Here is a 15,367-nt window from a genome sequence, read left to right as displayed (position 1 = left end):
AGAATTGAGAAATCTAAGAGCATGTCCTAAAATTAAATTTGAGTCTACTTGAGTCTACGTTTGAGGCAGGACTTACAAACTTGAACTGAGAAGAATAGTATCATTAAGCCGTTAAACCGACATTCTGCAGATGCACACAGATGCATAATTTATTTACCAATTTGCCCAATATTATTCGGTAAAAGCAGGATGAGCTTTTAAGTTACTGTCCTATTGAAAAAAATAGGTGGCATTTTTATGTACATCTGCGGAAAGTGAGTTTTACCCATACGATTTGAAGAGGATACATGAAACTTGAAAAAAAGACACATTCAGCTTGTATGGGTATGTTTATTAATAGTTCCTCTGCAATCTTTTTTTGATTACTTACCTTCGCTCGATGTTGAAGAGACAGAAAAACTCATGGCAATCCTTAAGTATAATATTCTCCCTTTTTTTCTATAATGTTAAGTTCTACCACAAACTACGCGGAATCCAGTTTACCTGTTTCTTTATTAGCTGTAGTAGTGGTAGTACTATTCGCTTGAGCAAGAAAAAGAAACTATTCTGGCTCAAGTTGTGCTGTTTTTGGTTGTTATAGTGAATAGTACATCCTGTGCCATTTTGGTTTCTTTCCGGGAGTTTTAAGATGAAAGAAATGAATGGAGCAGAAGTCCTGGTTAAGTGTCTGGAGGACCTTGGTGTCAAACACATCTTTGGCTATACGGGAGCGGCAATACTTCCGGTATTTCATGCCCTCGGGCATAGTGATATTGAGATTATAGTCAATTCCAACGAGCAATCGGCAGCATTCAGCGCAGCAGGTTATTCACGGTCGAGCAACAGGGTCGGTGTAGCCATAGTCACATCCGGACCTGCCATTACTAACACGCTCACCAGCGTTGCTGACGCATATGAGGACAGCATCCCCCTGCTTGTATTTGCAGGGCAGGTCCCTGAGTATAAGATAGGCACCGATTCCTTCCAGCACATTAACGTCAAAGGCATCTTTAAGGATGCAACCAAGAAGGTCATACAGCTCTCAAATGGTGATGACATCGAAACCATAGTGAAGGATGCCTATTACTTTGCAAAGTCTGGAAAACCCGGGCCTGTAGTCATAGATTTCCCTCTTGACAAGCAGAAGAAAAAACATGAGTATCGTGGTATGGATGTCACAAAGTTTGAGGAAAGTTATCACGATGACAGGCACCTGACTGAAGAACAATGCAGAGCCTTTTTTAAGCTGTTGCTCAACTCAAAAAGACCCCTGCTCTACCTTGGAGGCGGCCTGAACTCGGAGCCCGGAAGCCAGGCCGTCAGGGAATTAAATGAGCTTTTCGGAATACCTTCTGTCAACACACTCATGGCAAAGAGTGTTGTTGACGAAAGGGATGAGCTGAACCTGGGAATGTTGGGAATGTTCGGTACACCATACGCGAACATGCTCATACAGGAAAACGACTTCTTCTTTGCTATCGGGGTAAGATGGGATGACCGGGTTGCGGAAAAGATTGGGTTTGCAATAGGTACCGACATAGCTTACATTGATATCAATCCTGAGAAAATGCATCAGATAAAAATCGAGCGCAGCCCGAAATTCACATTCATGGGGGATGCTGCCACAGCGCTCCGAGACCTGCTGAACTATGCTGTGAAGCATAACATCCATCTGGATATTCGGGAATGGCAGATGCGTGCAAGAGACCTGAAAAGGTCGTGGCCTCTGGATTACAACAGGAAATCCGAATACATACAAGCTGCTGAGGTCATTTCAATGCTTGTAAACTACATTGATGAAAATACAAAGATAACCACTGGTGTAGGCAATCATCAGATGCTCGCAGCACAGTATCTGCCAATGTACTGCCCCAAATCTTTCATGACTTCTGGCTCTTTCGGCACAATGGGATTTTCCATGCCCACTGCAATCGGTGTACATTATGCGAACCCACATTCAGGAGTCATAGCAATCGATGGTGACGGCAGTCTGAGGATGAATCTGGGTGAACTGCATACTATCGCATCGCTGGACCTTCCAATCAAGATACTTATGCTGAACAACAGAAGCGATGGTATGGTCCAGAACTTGCAGGATGCGGATTATGAAGGAACACGCATAGGAACACAAAGGCCAAAAGATGTGAATTTTGCAGAGATTGCAAGGTCATTTGGTTTCAGTTACGCAGAGAGGATAAGCAGCAAAAATGATTTGAAAGTGAAAATGGAAGCATTTATGAATGCAGAGGGACCTTGCTTCTTGGAAGCTTGCACGGACAGGGAAGAGATCCTATATCCGAAGGTTCCGGCAGGGGGATCTTATAAAGATATGATTCTTGGCCCTTACATTAAATCAATTTGACTATCTTAAGAACTATGTTATAGAACTACAGGGGAAAACGAAAGCAGAGTTTCAATCCCGTAGATTTAGGAAATCCGGGAAACAGTAACTCGAAGCTTTCCGAACTCCCAAGAAAACTGGCCATGAGGGACTTGATGTGCGACCCGGTGCAGACATCTCTTTGGGGGGTAGTTGTTTCACCGGAAAAGTTGGGTTGTTTACTGAAAAATGCCTTTAGTAGGATAAATTTCTATAAAATGATAACTTGAGCTGGCATTCCTTTATTTCATGAAATCTTACATGTGAAATGTCTACTATAAACCCATGTCTACTATAAACACGTCTTAATCAGCTTCTTGAGTCTTGCAATTTATCAGTTTCACTATTCCTCCACTGCCATCAAAATCCTGATCCATTTCAACCATATATGTATAATCCGATATCTGCGAAAGCCCTCCTGCCCCGCTTCTTTCGACTATCAGTGAATAAACCTTTGCATTATACTTCTTTTTTGCCTCTTCCCAGCGAGCCAGGACAAATTCGTCGGAGATTTCTGACTTGCTGTCAGTAATGAAAAGCAGGTATGCACCCCGAAAGTCCTTTTCCTTAAGGGACTTAAGACCTGAAGCAAGCACGGTATTAAAGTCCGTCCCGCCACCAAAAGTGTAGAGAAGGAAGTTAAGAAATCTTTCTGACATCTTTTTCCTGCTGCTGAGCTCTATTTCCAGGTGCTGGCTTGTTGAGGCAAAAAGGATGACCTTCATGTCCCGCTGCTGGGCAAGCATCAGCTTTGCCATTGCAAGTATGGCAGACTTCTCAAGGGTCTGGGGAGCCACATGCATGGAACCAGATGTATCAACAAGCGCAATCATGGGCCCTCTTGGTTTTATGTGAGGAAGACCGGTATAGTGTTTGCCGAGCAGCTGGTAGCTCAGGAGCTTTCCTTCAAGCATATCAGCATAGAATATTTGCTTCAAAGCGGGGTTAAGGAGTTTTGCTACTTCCATGGGCAGTAGGTTATTTATAGAGTCCGAAAACCTCACAGTTTGAATACGGTTTTTTCTAAAAGGAGAGTAGCGTATGCGGTCGGCCGAAGGATCAAATTCCCGCCTGCCGATAAAATTTACAATCCTCCTGAGGTCAGGTTTTTTTCAAAAAAAGCAGAATAATTTTTCAGCATCTTGAGCTGGACATAAAAAGGTTCTTTTTTAAGCTCCTTTACAGAATAGCTCCAGTTCCTACCAGGAAAGAGAAGGGCAAGGGTATCAAAAAGTTCAAGGTTTTCTTCCATTTCGGAGATGAACTCCTGCATCCTGTGATAAAGCCCTTCCATTATTCCTTCAAGAAAAGCCTGACATCCGTCCTGCTGTATGAAATTGAGGACAGAGTCATAAAGTTCAGGCTGCCGGAGAGCAATGTCAGGACCCTGAAAATTCCGGGATGAAAAGTCGTCTGAATAACTTTCCCCAAGAAGAAAGGTTTGTTTAAGAATTTTTTCAAACTCTCTGAGGATGGCTTCCGTTTCAGCATCGAGTTCTTTTAACAAGCCCGTTTCCGAATTTCGGCTTTGGGTTGCTGAATAACGTTTCATAAGGTCATAGATTAGTGGAAGAAGAAGCTAAAGGCATGCGACTCCGGCCCCTTTGCTTCTTTTTGCAATTTTCTGGAGGTCGGGCCATGGTCTTGAGTTTCTCAGAGTGAGAAAGATAGGGTAAAATGCTCCGAAAAGTCCTATGAACCTTTCAGCATCTTTTATTTCGTATGGTTGTCCAAAGAGAATCTCAAGGGCAATCACTTCAGCTATTCTCTCACGCAAGTGACGGGGAATTATCCCGGGATAAGCAACAGTGCTTCTCAATTCTCCTTCAAGCGGGAAAGCTACCGGTCTCTGGACAGAAAAAGAATCATGTCAGAGCCGGTTTCTTGAAAAAAAAGAGTAAGACCAGTGGGATGTGTTATCCTGATTGCTCAAAAAACCGGCTGAATTTTTCGTATCAACACCTCATATTTACTTTTTTGAGCCTGAGCCTTATTTATCTGAGCTTAAACCTTGACCTGAGTCCCTTTATGAAACCAACGGCTGCATTACTGCTGCTGCCAGAACCAGGCACCTGGCTTCTTGCTTCCAGTTTTGTGGCATGAAGGTCAATATGGAGGTCAAAAGATGAATTTTTCAAGGATCTGGACTCTATAGGTCTGTCTTCTTTATTCTGCAAGCCCAAAATATTCCGAATTTCGTCTATGAGTGCTTCAGTATATGACAACTGTGTGTTTTCTGTATCATACAGGAGCAGAGCTTCGTTTCTGTCAGCAGTTGAAAGCCAGATGTTTGCATCCATAAGGTCTCTGAGAAGATCTTTTTCGTCTTCAAGCCGCTGTTTTACTCTATTTACCCTGCTAGCCAGAGATTCGAATCCTTTTTCAAAAACCTCTCTCTGGACTTGAGACAGGGTATTTTTCTTTCCTGAACTTGCATGAAGATAATCAATTTCCTTTACCAGGTTATCATAAGGATAGATCCTCGAATTTCCTTCCTGCCTGAGAGTATAGCTGTGGTTCTGGCAGGCAGTGTGATGAAGTTCCAGATTTTCCCTCAACTGAACCTCTTCCCCACAGCTGTCACAGACTACTCTGATCGGAAGTTCATTTTTCAGGGCAATACTGAGTGCTGTCTTCAGGTCTTCAGCATCCAGGCGCAGTTTTTCCGTATTCGTACCGCCGGAGACAACGAGCTTAAATACAGTTTTTTGGATAACTTCCCGCTCTTCGGGAAGATTCCAGAGCATGTGCTGGAGCAAAAGAAAGAGTATATAAGCGCAGACTATCGTGATTTTGTAGAACTTATTGACCTTATGAGTAATATAAAAGAAAAACTTGACCTTGATAAGGTTCCTCATTACACTATTCTTCAAAAGTTTGTATCCAGAATTCCGTCCTCATTGTTTAACCTAATTTTATCAAAAACTCTAAAACTATTTTATTCACATGGAGAAAATGCTTCTATTACAGCAATTGATGCAACTGGGTTTACGAGTTCTTATGCAAGTCATTATTACTCACGAAGAACAGGGAAGCTCCTAAGGAGCTTCCTGAAAACTTCAATAGCAGTAGATACAGATAAAAAGGTGATATTAGGATGGAAAATCAGTCAAAAAACAGATCATGATGTCAAACATGCAAAAGCTCTGATAAGACAATCAAATAAGTCAAGAAAATCTGAATGTTACGTCCTAGATAAGGAGTATGATTCTGAAAAAATTCATGTTCTAATTAGAGAAGAAATTAAAGCAGATTCAATTATACCTGTAAGAAAAAGAAAGAGGAAGAAAGTAAGAGGAAAATACAGAAGAAAGCTATATTTGAACTTTGGTAAAATCAAATATAATAAAAGGAACATAGCGGAAACAACGTTCTCTGTTGTCAAAAGGAAGTTTGGAGAAGTACTGAGAGCAAGAAAGTTCTATAATCAAGTCAAAGAACTAAAAATTAAACTGATAGTGTACAATATAAATAAAAAAGCAGTGAAAATAGTTTGCATTAAATTAAGGATTTCTACAGAGCCAGAGAATTTATATTTTAAAGCTTAATTTCTTCCAACCGGCTTAAAGGTACTAGTTTTCCTCTTGCCTCGTTTTCAAAACTTCTAAGTACCAGTTCCGTTTCTTCTGCGGTGAGCAAGCTGTCTATATCCACCATATGCTCCTTAATTTCCCCAAGTTGTTTTTTGATAAAATTGAGTTCTTCAAACATCTTTTTCTCGATTTTTTCTCCATTCATGAAATCACAGCCTGTACTTATCCAGATTTGTATTCGTTTAACTTAAGATTTGCCTTAGAATTCATTGACTTATTACTTGTTTGATTATTAGACTAATGTCGAGTCAATCATCAAGGATTCAATGATCCCGAATAATTGCAATCGATTTTATACAACATTTTGTGTTTGACTCGATGCTAGTCCATACTGGTCACATTGGGATTTACTTTTTTCAATAAAAGAAAGCTATGTAATAACCTACATTCCGCAGATGTACACACATGTATAATTAATTTGCCGATTTGCCTTGTTATCTCATCAAGTACGATGTTCAGTTTTTAATCTATTGCCGTATTGAGAAAATAAATGGCATTTTTGTGTACATCTACGGAAAGTGGGTAATAAAGTATAAAGATGAAATAACAAAATATAAAGATCAAATAACAAAATATAAAGCAAAACCTGCCTGTGGCCATATCTGGTTAATTGACCTGAGCTGGTTTTGTTGTGAATCTTCGGTTTTGAGGGTTATTGAATGTTACTTCTGGATACGGGTCTCTTCAAAAATGAATTATCGGCCGAGTTACACTTTGAGATGATATCCTGATAGAAATAGCCGAAGATGTACACCCGCATTTTCTACAGTAATAAAACACATTTGAACCAATTACCTGCTTTTTAAGAGGTGTACCGCATCGGACACACTTTGCAGAGGATTCAAACATTTTGGTCTCACTCCATGATTATTAATGGCTCAAGTCTTGCAGTTTCCTTTCTTGTCCAGTACTCACATACAGGACAATATTGAAATTTTTCGAAGAGATCATCTTCAAGTTTAGAATGGCACTCCGGGCAATATTTTAAAAAAGGCATTAAAATTTCTCCCACTTATATTATTAATAAAGTTTAAGTCAATCTATTATTCAGATACTTCTTTCAATTATTCTAGCCTGGTTTTTCCAGTTCACTTCATTATATTCCAAATTCCTTTCCGAATATCTTTTTAGATTTTATTATTATCTTCTGAACTCTTCTCGCTTTTCTAAATAAATTCCCACTCTTTTTTAACTTTTTACTGCCTATTCGGTTTCTTTTCAGCTATGAATCATTTTTTTAGTTATTTTTTTCACTTTTCATTACATTAACCGCTATTTTTTCGCTTTTAATTGTACGAACAGCTATTTTTTATAATTTAACTTATTAATATCTATTTTTTGGTTTTTCATACCTTTCTGGTTATTTTTTGGCTTTTTACTGCCGTTTCAGTTCTTTTTCAGTCTCCAGGACTTTAAGAGTGATTTTCATAACCGAATCGGGATTAAGTGAAATGGAATCTATTCCTTCTTTTACCAGGAACTCCGCAATTTCAGGAAAATCACTTGGAGCCTGTCCACAAATTCCGCTATGTCTTCCATTACGTTTTGCTCCCTGGACAGCCATTGCCATAATCTTAGTAACCCCGGGGTCCCGCTCATCGAATTCAGCGGCAAGAAGTTCGGAATCCCTGTCAACGCCAAGGGTCAACTGAGTCAGGTCATTTGAACCTATTGAGAAACCGTCGAAGAATTTACTGAATTCATCGATAAGCAGAACATTGTTCGGAATCTCGCACATAACATAGACCTGAAGCCCGTTTTCTCCCCTTTTAAGCCCGTTTTTTTCCATTTCGTCAATAACTTTCCGCGCTTCTTCAATCGTTCTGCAGAAGGGAATCATAAGAATAAGGTTTGTAAGCCCCATTTCGTCCCTGACCTTTTTCATAGCCCTGCACTCAAGAGCATATCCTTCCCTGTAACGCTCATCAAAATAGCGGGAAGCTCCCCTGAACCCTATCATGGGGTTGTTTTCCTCCATTTCAAAGTAACTGCCCCCAAGTAGACTTGCGTACTCATTGGTCTTGAAGTCACTCATACGAACTACAACCGGCTTGGGATAGAAAGCCGCAGCAATGGTGCCGACTCCCTGGGCAAGCTGCTCGACAAAATAATCTTCTCTTCTGTAGCCTCGGGTAAGCTGCTCGATTTCCCGAAGAGCCTTAAGGTTTTTGACCTTTTCAGGGTGCACAAGAGCCATCGGGTGAACCTTAATATAGCTCGTAATGATAAACTCCAGCCTTGCAAGTCCTATTCCGTCGTTTGGGATCATGGAAAAGCCAAAAGCCTCTTCAGGGTTTCCGAGGTTCATCATAATCTCGGTTTTCGGGCGTTTCATATCTTTCAGGATCAGGGTATCTTTATGAAAAGGAAGAATCCCATCGTATACAAGCCCGTTCTCGCCTTCGGCACAGCTAACCGTAATTTCCCTGCCTGTTTCAAGCACTTCGGTTGCATTGCCTGCTCCTACAACTGCAGGAATTCCCAGCTCCCGGCTGACAATCGCTGCATGGCAGGTCCTTCCTCCTTTGTTCGTGACAATCGCAGCCGCGGTTTTCATTACAGGCTCCCAGTCTGGAGTTGTGGTATCCGCGATCAGGATTTCTCCCGGTTTAAAAGAAGGCAGGTCTGAGATATCAGGAATTGCATGGGCTTTTCCGGATGCAATTTTGTCGCCTACGCTCCTGCCTCTTGCAAGAATTTCGGACCTTTTTTCAAGCACATAGGTTTCCAGGATATCTTTACGCCGCTGGGACTGAACCGTTTCAGGTCTTGCCTGCACTATGAAAAGTTCACCTGTTATGCCGTCCTTTGCCCATTCAATGTCCATGGGTCTCGATTCCCCGTACTTCTCGGAATAATGATCTTCTATAGCAATAGCATACCCGGAAAGTTTGAGAACTTCTTCGTCACTGAGACAGAAGCGCAGCCTATCAGCTTCAGGAACCTCGATATTCCTGGTGAGCACTTTTGAATCGCCGCGCCCGTAGATCATCTTGATCTCCTTGCTCCCTACTTTTTTCTTGACAATCGGCTTAAAACCCTGCCTGAAGGTCGGCTTGAAAACATAAAATTCATCGGGGTTAACCTGTCCCTGAACAATATTTTCTCCAAGCCCGTATGCACCTGTGATAAAAACCACATCCCTAAAACCGGTCTCCGTATCCAGGGTAAAAATAACCCCGCTGGAAGCAAGATCCGACCTGACCATTTTCATGATTCCTATGGAAAGAGCAACCTTGAAATGATCAAATTTGTTGGTTACGCGGTAGGAAATAGCTCTGTCTGTGAAAAGAGATGCAAAACAGCGTATGCACGCATCTCTAAGCCCTGGATACCCCCGAATATTCAGGTAAGTCTCTTGCTGGCCCGCAAAAGAAGCTGTAGGCAAATCTTCAGCCGTTGCCGAACTTCGCACGGCTACGTCTGTATCTTCCCCGTATTGTTCGCAGAGGCGGTCATATGCGGTCTTGATCTCCTCCCATAGATCATCCGGAATTCCTGCCCCAAGAATCAGGTCTCTTGCAGCTTTTCCTCTTCTTGCAAGGTCTGCAATGTTCGAGGTATCGAGCCCTTCCATCATGCTTTTAAGTTTCTCCAGAATTCCTCCGGCTTCAAGAGTATGCCAGTAAGCCTCAGCAGTAACTGAAAAACCATTTGGGATCTTTACTCCCTTTGAAGTAAGCTCCCTGTACATTTCCCCAAGTGAAGCGTTCTTCCCGCCGACAATCGAGACATCATCAATCGTGGTTTCTTCAAACCAGCGAATATACTTACTTTTGTTATCAGACATCTCCCAGAAAACCCCCTTTTAAAATTATTTACTGTAATCTAAAATATATGGCAATACATTTAAAGCTTCATGTAGAGTTTGGAAAGTTCCTCTCTATATGGACGGAGAGCTCTTTATTAAATCTAGCCCTCAATATAATTGTGCTCCGATAAAAAAATGAGTTTCCCGCTATGTAAAAACCGGGAAAAAGCTTACCTACAGATAAAAGCAAGGAGCTTAAATTTTAGTAAATAGGTAGCAACAAATAATTCTTCCTTTAGATAAATATTTATAGAATAACATTTTCAATAAAAATATTCACCCAACATAATTTCCTATTGAATTTAAATTACTGATTTTATTCTTTAATTTGAGTATTGGTTCTGGCTCTCTCAGTACTCTATTTTATTCTTCAATTTGAGTATTGGTTCTCTTAGTACTCTATTTTATTTTCGGACTCTTCCCACGCCTTAAAAGCCTTCAAGGCCTCTTTCCTTAGGAGCTGACGGAATTCTATATTTCTCTCCTGATGAGGGCGTGATATCTCACTATAAATTAGAGAATCCGCAAAGCCAATTTTTTGAGCATCAGATGCCGTATTGGCAAAAACAACTTTACCAATTCTGGCCCAGTAAATCGCTCCAAGGCACATTGGGCAAGGCTCACAGGAAGCGTAGATAGTACAGCCGCTGAGATCAAAGGTCTCGAGTTTCCGGGCTGCTTCTCTTATTACATTTATCTCGGCATGGGCCGTAGGGTCATTAAGTGCAGTAACCATGTTGCAGCTCTCTGCAAGGATTTTCCCTTTTCTGACGATTACTGCTCCAAAAGGTCCTCCTCCTTTCTTCACATTTTCAAGTGAAAGTTCGATTGCCCTTTTCATAAATAAAGAATCTTCGTCTGACATTTTTACTCTCTCTTACTCTCTTATGGTCTTATTCACTTCTTTTCGAGATTTTTATTCAAACGTACAGTTTCTCTTTGTGAAGTAATTATATACATATTCTGGTTTTACAGGAAAATCCTTAAGTACAGTTCTATTCAATAGTATCAAGCGATTATTAAACAATTGTTAAAAATTAAATAATCAATTGGAGTGAGAAGTTTGACAAAAAAGCAATTTACTGCTGAAGAGGCAAAAGCAGTCGGGGAACAGCTTGGAATAAAATGGGATAAGTTTGATGTTGACCAGTTTCGCAGAGGCATGGATGTTGAGCTCGAACATGGAACCCAGGATCCCTTGACAAATGTTACTAACGATGATCCCATAATGACAGGGAAAATCGCACTTGCTCATCTGAACGAATTTCCGGATTATTATGATAGGCTAGAGGAAATGGAAGAAGAAGCCGAGAAATTCTGGGAAAATAAGTAAACACTAAGCTTTATAGTCTTGTTATTATTTTTTATTTAATAACTTTATTTTTTACTTAATAACTTTATTTTTTATTTAATAACTTTATTTTTTACTTAATAACTTTATTTTTTTCATTTAGATAACTATTGGAATTTAACTAATAGAATTACTTTTATAAGTTTGTATTAAACTTAACAATTCGATTCTATAACCTATTGAAAGCTGCTTGCCTCTTGGGATCAGATACTATTTTCTGGAACCAGATACCACTTTCTATAATTAGATACCACTTTCTAGAACCAGATACCAGTTTCTGGAACCAGACATTACCCTACCTTTATACGCATAGAGTCTTACACTATATCTTCATATACCAGCTTGTGCCATAGCCAGAGCATATGGCGAGCTACAAAGCCCTTGTAAAAGATGTTATCAAAAAAGCTGACGTCCTTCTTGAAGTAATAGATTCCAGGTTTCCTGAAGAGACCCAAAACAGTGAAGTTGAGCGCGAGATAATCCGCTTGAACAAGCCTTTCATTATAGTAATCAACAAATCAGACCTTGTATCAAGAGAAAAACTTGAAAAAACCAAAGCCCGCCTTTCAAGAATTGCACCTGTAGTTTTTGTTTCCAGCAAGGACAGGTCAGGAACAACGATGCTGAGGCACCAGATCCTTGCGTCGGCCGCTATAAAAGCCGGTATAAAAGGGCAGGATATCCTTGTCGGAACCCTGGGCTATCCCAATGTTGGCAAATCTTCAGTAATCAACGGCGTTACAGGCCGACACCGGGCAAGCACATCTCCTGTATCCGGCCACACGAAAGGCATCCAGCATGTGGATGCAGGCTCACACATCATGTTCATAGATACTCCTGGAGTGATTCCTTTTGATGAAAAAGACGAATATCTGCAGGGCCTACTCGGAATAAAGGATGCAACCCATCTTAAGGACAAAATCGGTGTCGCTCTGAAGATAATTGAAAAAATAATTGCCGAAAATAAAACGGTTCTCGAGTCATTCTATAGTATCACAATTAAAGATGAGGCTTCCTATGATGTGCTTGAACTGATAGGCATACAGTGCAATTTCCTGCAAAAGAAAGGTGAAGTAGACGAAACACGGACTGCTACCAGAATAATTAATGACTGGCAAAACGGGCGGTTACTTATATAAAATATTGATTAAATTCTCAATACGGAAACAAAATCCGATATTATCAGGGTCACAGTTTACACGGAAAAAGTATCCTCTTCAAATTATATGGATAAAAGCAGTAATATATTTTCGACCACAGAATTGAGTAAGATCAGAGCATTAAGAATTTTTTGTGAATTTTGTTTACTCTTTGAGATAAGTTCACAAAGCTCTTTACGTTCGTCTTTAGTGTTACAGTATATCTTTTCATAAGTACTCTTAGAATTACTTATGAAAAGATATAAGAAATACTTTACGACGTTTTAAGTTTGACTTGACACTAGAGTAGTCCATGAATTTATATAAATTTTTAGAGTTTTATACGATGGTAATTGCCCCATGTACGCATACATATAAACATACGCCGCAGTCATTGCATTTATCTTCAACGACAAACGAAACATCATTATCGTTGAGGGAAATTGCACATGCAGGGCATTCGCCTATACAGCTTCCACAACTAGTGCAGGCATCGGCATTAATTTTTGCTACCATGTCTTTTCACTCCCTAGTTTATCAGTGTATTGATTTCATTCACTGAATTTTATATAAAGACAGCTGTTGGTTCTGGTAGTCTGAAGGCTAAATTAAATTTCAGTAAGCAAAGAAGAGGGCATCAGGCATTTGCATATCCGGAAACCCATTTCCTTATTCTGATTTAATAATATAAAAATCTATACGATTATATTAATCTTTGAATATTCTAATGCCAGTAAATGAGAAAATGATAAAATTGGAGTCATCACTTTAGTAAAAGAAAATAAGAAAAAGTTAGGTTTTCGAAGGGGAACTTTACATTACATAAAGCAGAATCTTAAATCCATATTTCAAAGTGCTGTTGAGATCCTGTTTTCAAAGAGAATTTTACATTACATGAAGCAGAATGCTAAAATCGATAAGCTTTTTTCCCTAAACAGCCATGTTTTGAAGAGAATTTTGGCCTGGGAAACCTTGGTTTCGGGGGATCAGGTTAAGGTTTAGAGGGGCTAAATTTTAAGGCTTAGGTAGGAAATCAGCAGAAGAACCGGATTAAGGTGAAAAAGTAAAAAAGAGGTATATAAGGCAAAAAAGTTTCCTTAAAAAGATTATTTTCAGGCAATTGCCTTTAATTTTTCTAACCCTTCATCAATCTTAACCTGGGCTTCTTCCATGATCTTTATAAGCTCTGCATGCCTTGGAATTTCTTTTTCTTTGATACTCGGCTTTATTGCTTGTATGGCGGGTCTAACTTCAGATGTGCCCACCTGGAATGTTATAATCTGGCCGGGTGTTGAGATGTTGGAGATGGTCAGGCCGGACTCCGAGCCGTCCCACAAGTTGGAGGATGGCAGAGTGGAATGGCTTATGGCTGTGGCCGTTGTCTCTTTGAATAGATCCATATCGTCTCCCATATTCCGGTTGGTTTCAAGGTCCAGATGTCCGTCGGCCTGAAGCAATCCGCACTGATAATGCTTGGTGGGAGTTCCTCCCTGCCACTCATTGGACCCAAGTATATCACAATGATATATGGCCAGACCGCTGGAAGGTATATCTTTATCAAGGTCCAACTGAGACCGATTCTCAATCAAGAAGTATTCATTGCAGAAGTCTTCATGGCGTTTCCGGCTCTCAAATATATGGACCGTGTTGTAGTCTCCATGCACTGTCTGGTACTTCTCTGGTCTGGTCAGGCGCACCACATTGTCACACCAGCCCACAAGATAACGCAAATAAGCACACACAGGGGATGGTACCCTTCCATTATTGTTATGGTTGCCCGCGCTCATGAGGCAGTAATAGCCGAGACCTGCGCTCTTTTCAAAATCGCCATCTCTAACGCCGTAGTCATAGAGATCTGGCCAGCGGCAGAGCATATGTCCATTCTCATGGCAGAATGTGCCTATGCTCATGTCCTCTTTGCTCCGACCAAGGCTGGAAAGCATATAGAAATGGGTCTTCATGTTGCCGCGCTTGAGCTTCAGAAAGTAATTATGGGGCCATAGCTCTCCTATGTACTGGGTCTGTCCTGCATAGAGGAAGTTGATAGCATCCACTATTCCCTCGTCCTGCGAGTCGAATATCTTGAGATCCACACCGCTGTCTATTGCCATGTCCAGGGCTTCTTCAACCAGCAGATGGTTGGCATAGTATTGCCTGTTCTTGCTTAAGGTTATCGGCCCGACTACCACATTGGTGTAATTCAGCTTTCCTCCAGACATGAGCCGGAAGTACTCTCGGGCAGAGCAGAAATTCCCGTTTTCGGTGTAGTTTTCTCCGTTGAGCATTCTATCCACGTCTTCCTGGGTGACATTGCTTTTCACATCTTTAAACTGGACCAGAATGGTCAATCCTTTTATGTCTCCCTCGGATAACCTGCGACCTTCAAGAAGACCCTTATTGGGCCCGAAGGTCCTGAGATTAGCAACGGGCCGATACAGCTCTGCCGGAGGATTCATCCTGGCATATCTGGTTTCGAACTTGGAATTTCTTACCTGTTCTGACTCTTTGAGATGCCGCCAAATCTTCTCGGGTGGAGCACGACTTAAGTCCACTCCGCTGGAGACGAATTCGCCTTTGATTAGATATGCGTAGCAGAACTGTCCTAAATCTATATCATAAACCACCGTATATCCGTCAAGGTTCTCGTAGCGGGAATAGAATTCATCACCAAAAACTTTAAGTTTTACATCAGGCCCCTTCTCCTGAGAGAAGGTGAGTATCTCCCCAGTTATTGCACTCATCTTTAACTATCTCCTGGATTGGCTTTAAGGCCTTTTGATAAAATAGTCTAAAAACTGTTTAACTTTGTATTTAGAAACATTTGTTGTTGAAAATCATATACAAGCTTATGTTTCTCTTTTTGGTCTTGCTACTTTCTAATAAGCAATTTTTTTCAACCCACACAAAATATTGAATAATTTCATATTTTTATTAAATATATTAATATAAAATAGCCTACGAAATAATACTTAGAATCGGTTGTTTGTATCGAGAATTTAATACTTAGAATCGGTTGCATTGGTCGTCGGTTAAGGATTTTTCTTGCCTGAAAGCTATTGATTTTGCATTAGAAGCCGGCCTTAAATTTTGGCCCATTTACATGAAATCGATACC

At 40.5% G+C, this 15,367-nt stretch carries 15 protein-coding genes; 4 read left to right on the top strand and 11 right to left on the bottom strand.

What is annotated here, in order from left to right:
- Positions 1 to 628 precede the first annotated feature (628 nt).
- The gene (locus A9239_RS05035; protein ID WP_048117546.1) at positions 629 to 2,341 is read left to right on the top strand and encodes a thiamine pyrophosphate-binding protein; all 1,713 of its coding nucleotides are present in this window, start codon (positions 629 to 631) and stop codon (positions 2,339 to 2,341) included.
- A gap of 323 nt (positions 2,342 to 2,664) precedes the next feature.
- On the opposite strand, the gene A9239_RS20185 is transcribed toward A9239_RS05035, so the two are convergent.
- The 4 genes from A9239_RS20185 to A9239_RS19350 all read right to left on the bottom strand — a co-directional run bounded on the left by A9239_RS20185 (position 2,665) and on the right by A9239_RS19350 (position 5,106).
- Positions 2,665 to 3,327 carry a VWA domain-containing protein gene (locus tag A9239_RS20185; protein ID WP_230629159.1) on the bottom strand — a complete coding sequence of 221 codons (663 nt, stop codon included), beginning with the start codon at positions 3,325 to 3,327 and terminating at the stop codon, positions 2,665 to 2,667.
- Positions 3,328 to 3,443: 116 nt separating this feature from the next.
- The gene (locus A9239_RS20180) at positions 3,444 to 3,911 is read right to left on the bottom strand and encodes a hypothetical protein (RefSeq protein ID WP_230629160.1); all 468 of its coding nucleotides are present in this window, start codon (positions 3,909 to 3,911) and stop codon (positions 3,444 to 3,446) included.
- A 27-nt stretch (positions 3,912 to 3,938) separates the two neighbouring features.
- On the bottom strand, positions 3,939 to 4,178 hold the full coding sequence (locus tag A9239_RS20175) for a hypothetical protein (protein WP_230629161.1): 240 nt from the start codon (positions 4,176 to 4,178) through the stop codon (positions 3,939 to 3,941).
- Between the two features lie 175 nt (positions 4,179 to 4,353).
- Positions 4,354 to 5,106 carry a hypothetical protein gene (locus tag A9239_RS19350; RefSeq protein WP_176722102.1) on the bottom strand — a complete coding sequence of 251 codons (753 nt, stop codon included), beginning with the start codon at positions 5,104 to 5,106 and terminating at the stop codon, positions 4,354 to 4,356.
- Here A9239_RS19350 and A9239_RS05020 point away from each other — a divergent pair, their 5' ends adjacent.
- Complete coding sequence (locus tag A9239_RS05020) at positions 5,107 to 5,907, top strand: IS5 family transposase (RefSeq protein WP_158498914.1); 801 nt, start codon at positions 5,107 to 5,109, stop codon at positions 5,905 to 5,907.
- Here A9239_RS05020 and A9239_RS05015 read toward each other — a convergent pair.
- From A9239_RS05015 to A9239_RS05005, 5 genes are all read right to left on the bottom strand, one after another.
- Complete coding sequence (locus tag A9239_RS05015) at positions 5,897 to 6,097, bottom strand: hypothetical protein (RefSeq protein ID WP_048117552.1); 201 nt, start codon at positions 6,095 to 6,097, stop codon at positions 5,897 to 5,899. The two genes, A9239_RS05020 and A9239_RS05015, sit on opposite strands and share 11 nt — an antisense overlap.
- 539 nt (positions 6,098 to 6,636) lie before the next feature.
- Positions 6,637 to 6,801, bottom strand: a complete 165-nt coding sequence (locus A9239_RS21010) for a zinc finger domain-containing protein (RefSeq protein WP_141706369.1) — start codon at positions 6,799 to 6,801, stop codon at positions 6,637 to 6,639.
- A gap of 7 nt (positions 6,802 to 6,808) precedes the next feature.
- Entirely contained in the window at positions 6,809 to 6,949 is a 141-nt protein-coding gene (locus A9239_RS19345) for a hypothetical protein (RefSeq protein WP_176722101.1), read from the bottom strand.
- Positions 6,950 to 7,327: 378 nt separating this feature from the next.
- The gene (gene ppsA, locus A9239_RS05010; RefSeq protein WP_048117555.1) at positions 7,328 to 9,742 is read right to left on the bottom strand and encodes a phosphoenolpyruvate synthase; all 2,415 of its coding nucleotides are present in this window, start codon (positions 9,740 to 9,742) and stop codon (positions 7,328 to 7,330) included.
- Positions 9,743 to 10,154: 412 nt separating this feature from the next.
- On the bottom strand, positions 10,155 to 10,628 hold the full coding sequence (locus tag A9239_RS05005; protein ID WP_048117559.1) for a nucleoside deaminase: 474 nt from the start codon (positions 10,626 to 10,628) through the stop codon (positions 10,155 to 10,157).
- A 189-nt stretch (positions 10,629 to 10,817) separates the two neighbouring features.
- On the opposite strand from A9239_RS05005, the gene A9239_RS05000 reads away from it, so the two are divergent.
- On the top strand, positions 10,818 to 11,096 hold the full coding sequence (locus A9239_RS05000) for a DUF5661 family protein (RefSeq protein ID WP_230629162.1): 279 nt from the start codon (positions 10,818 to 10,820) through the stop codon (positions 11,094 to 11,096).
- Between the two features lie 380 nt (positions 11,097 to 11,476).
- On the top strand, positions 11,477 to 12,253 hold the full coding sequence (locus A9239_RS04995) for a GTPase (RefSeq protein WP_048117565.1): 777 nt from the start codon (positions 11,477 to 11,479) through the stop codon (positions 12,251 to 12,253).
- Between the two features lie 339 nt (positions 12,254 to 12,592).
- On the opposite strand, the gene A9239_RS04990 is transcribed toward A9239_RS04995, so the two are convergent.
- Both A9239_RS04990 and A9239_RS04985 read right to left on the bottom strand, forming a co-directional pair.
- Positions 12,593 to 12,769 (bottom strand): ATP-binding protein, encoded by a 177-nt coding sequence (locus A9239_RS04990; RefSeq protein WP_048117568.1) that lies wholly within the window; start codon positions 12,767 to 12,769, stop codon positions 12,593 to 12,595.
- A gap of 596 nt (positions 12,770 to 13,365) precedes the next feature.
- Complete coding sequence (locus A9239_RS04985; protein ID WP_230629163.1) at positions 13,366 to 14,805, bottom strand: M6 family metalloprotease domain-containing protein; 1,440 nt, start codon at positions 14,803 to 14,805, stop codon at positions 13,366 to 13,368.
- Between the last annotated feature and the right edge of the window lie 562 nt (positions 14,806 to 15,367).

Origin of the sequence: Methanosarcina sp. A14 (assembly GCF_001729375.1) — an archaeon.
In the GTDB taxonomy this organism is placed as follows: Archaea; Halobacteriota; Methanosarcinia; order Methanosarcinales; family Methanosarcinaceae; genus Methanosarcina; species Methanosarcina barkeri.
The sequence above is the reverse complement of the archived record's forward strand: the minus strand, read 5'-3'. Positions and strand labels throughout refer to the sequence as shown.

Excerpts from the sequence above, each read along its gene's own strand:
- A9239_RS20185 (WP_230629159.1), bottom strand. The coding sequence starts at position 3,327 with ATGGAAGTAGCAAAACTCCTTAACCCCGCTTTGAAGCAAATATTCTAT.
- A9239_RS05035 (WP_048117546.1), top strand. The coding sequence starts at position 629 with ATGAAAGAAATGAATGGAGCAGAAGTCCTGGTTAAGTGTCTGGAGGAC.
- A9239_RS04995 (WP_048117565.1), top strand. The coding sequence starts at position 11,477 with ATGGCGAGCTACAAAGCCCTTGTAAAAGATGTTATCAAAAAAGCTGAC.
- A9239_RS19350 (WP_176722102.1), bottom strand. The coding sequence starts at position 5,106 with ATGCTCTGGAATCTTCCCGAAGAGCGGGAAGTTATCCAAAAAACTGTA.
- A9239_RS05015 (WP_048117552.1), bottom strand. The coding sequence starts at position 6,097 with ATGAATGGAGAAAAAATCGAGAAAAAGATGTTTGAAGAACTCAATTTT.
- ppsA (WP_048117555.1), bottom strand. The coding sequence starts at position 9,742 with ATGTCTGATAACAAAAGTAAGTATATTCGCTGGTTTGAAGAAACCACG.
- A9239_RS20180 (WP_230629160.1), bottom strand. The coding sequence starts at position 3,911 with ATGAAACGTTATTCAGCAACCCAAAGCCGAAATTCGGAAACGGGCTTG.
- A9239_RS21010 (WP_141706369.1), bottom strand. The coding sequence starts at position 6,801 with ATGTTTGAATCCTCTGCAAAGTGTGTCCGATGCGGTACACCTCTTAAA.
- A9239_RS05005 (WP_048117559.1), bottom strand. The coding sequence starts at position 10,628 with ATGTCAGACGAAGATTCTTTATTTATGAAAAGGGCAATCGAACTTTCA.
- A9239_RS19345 (WP_176722101.1), bottom strand. The coding sequence starts at position 6,949 with ATGCCTTTTTTAAAATATTGCCCGGAGTGCCATTCTAAACTTGAAGAT.
- A9239_RS04990 (WP_048117568.1), bottom strand. The coding sequence starts at position 12,769 with ATGGTAGCAAAAATTAATGCCGATGCCTGCACTAGTTGTGGAAGCTGT.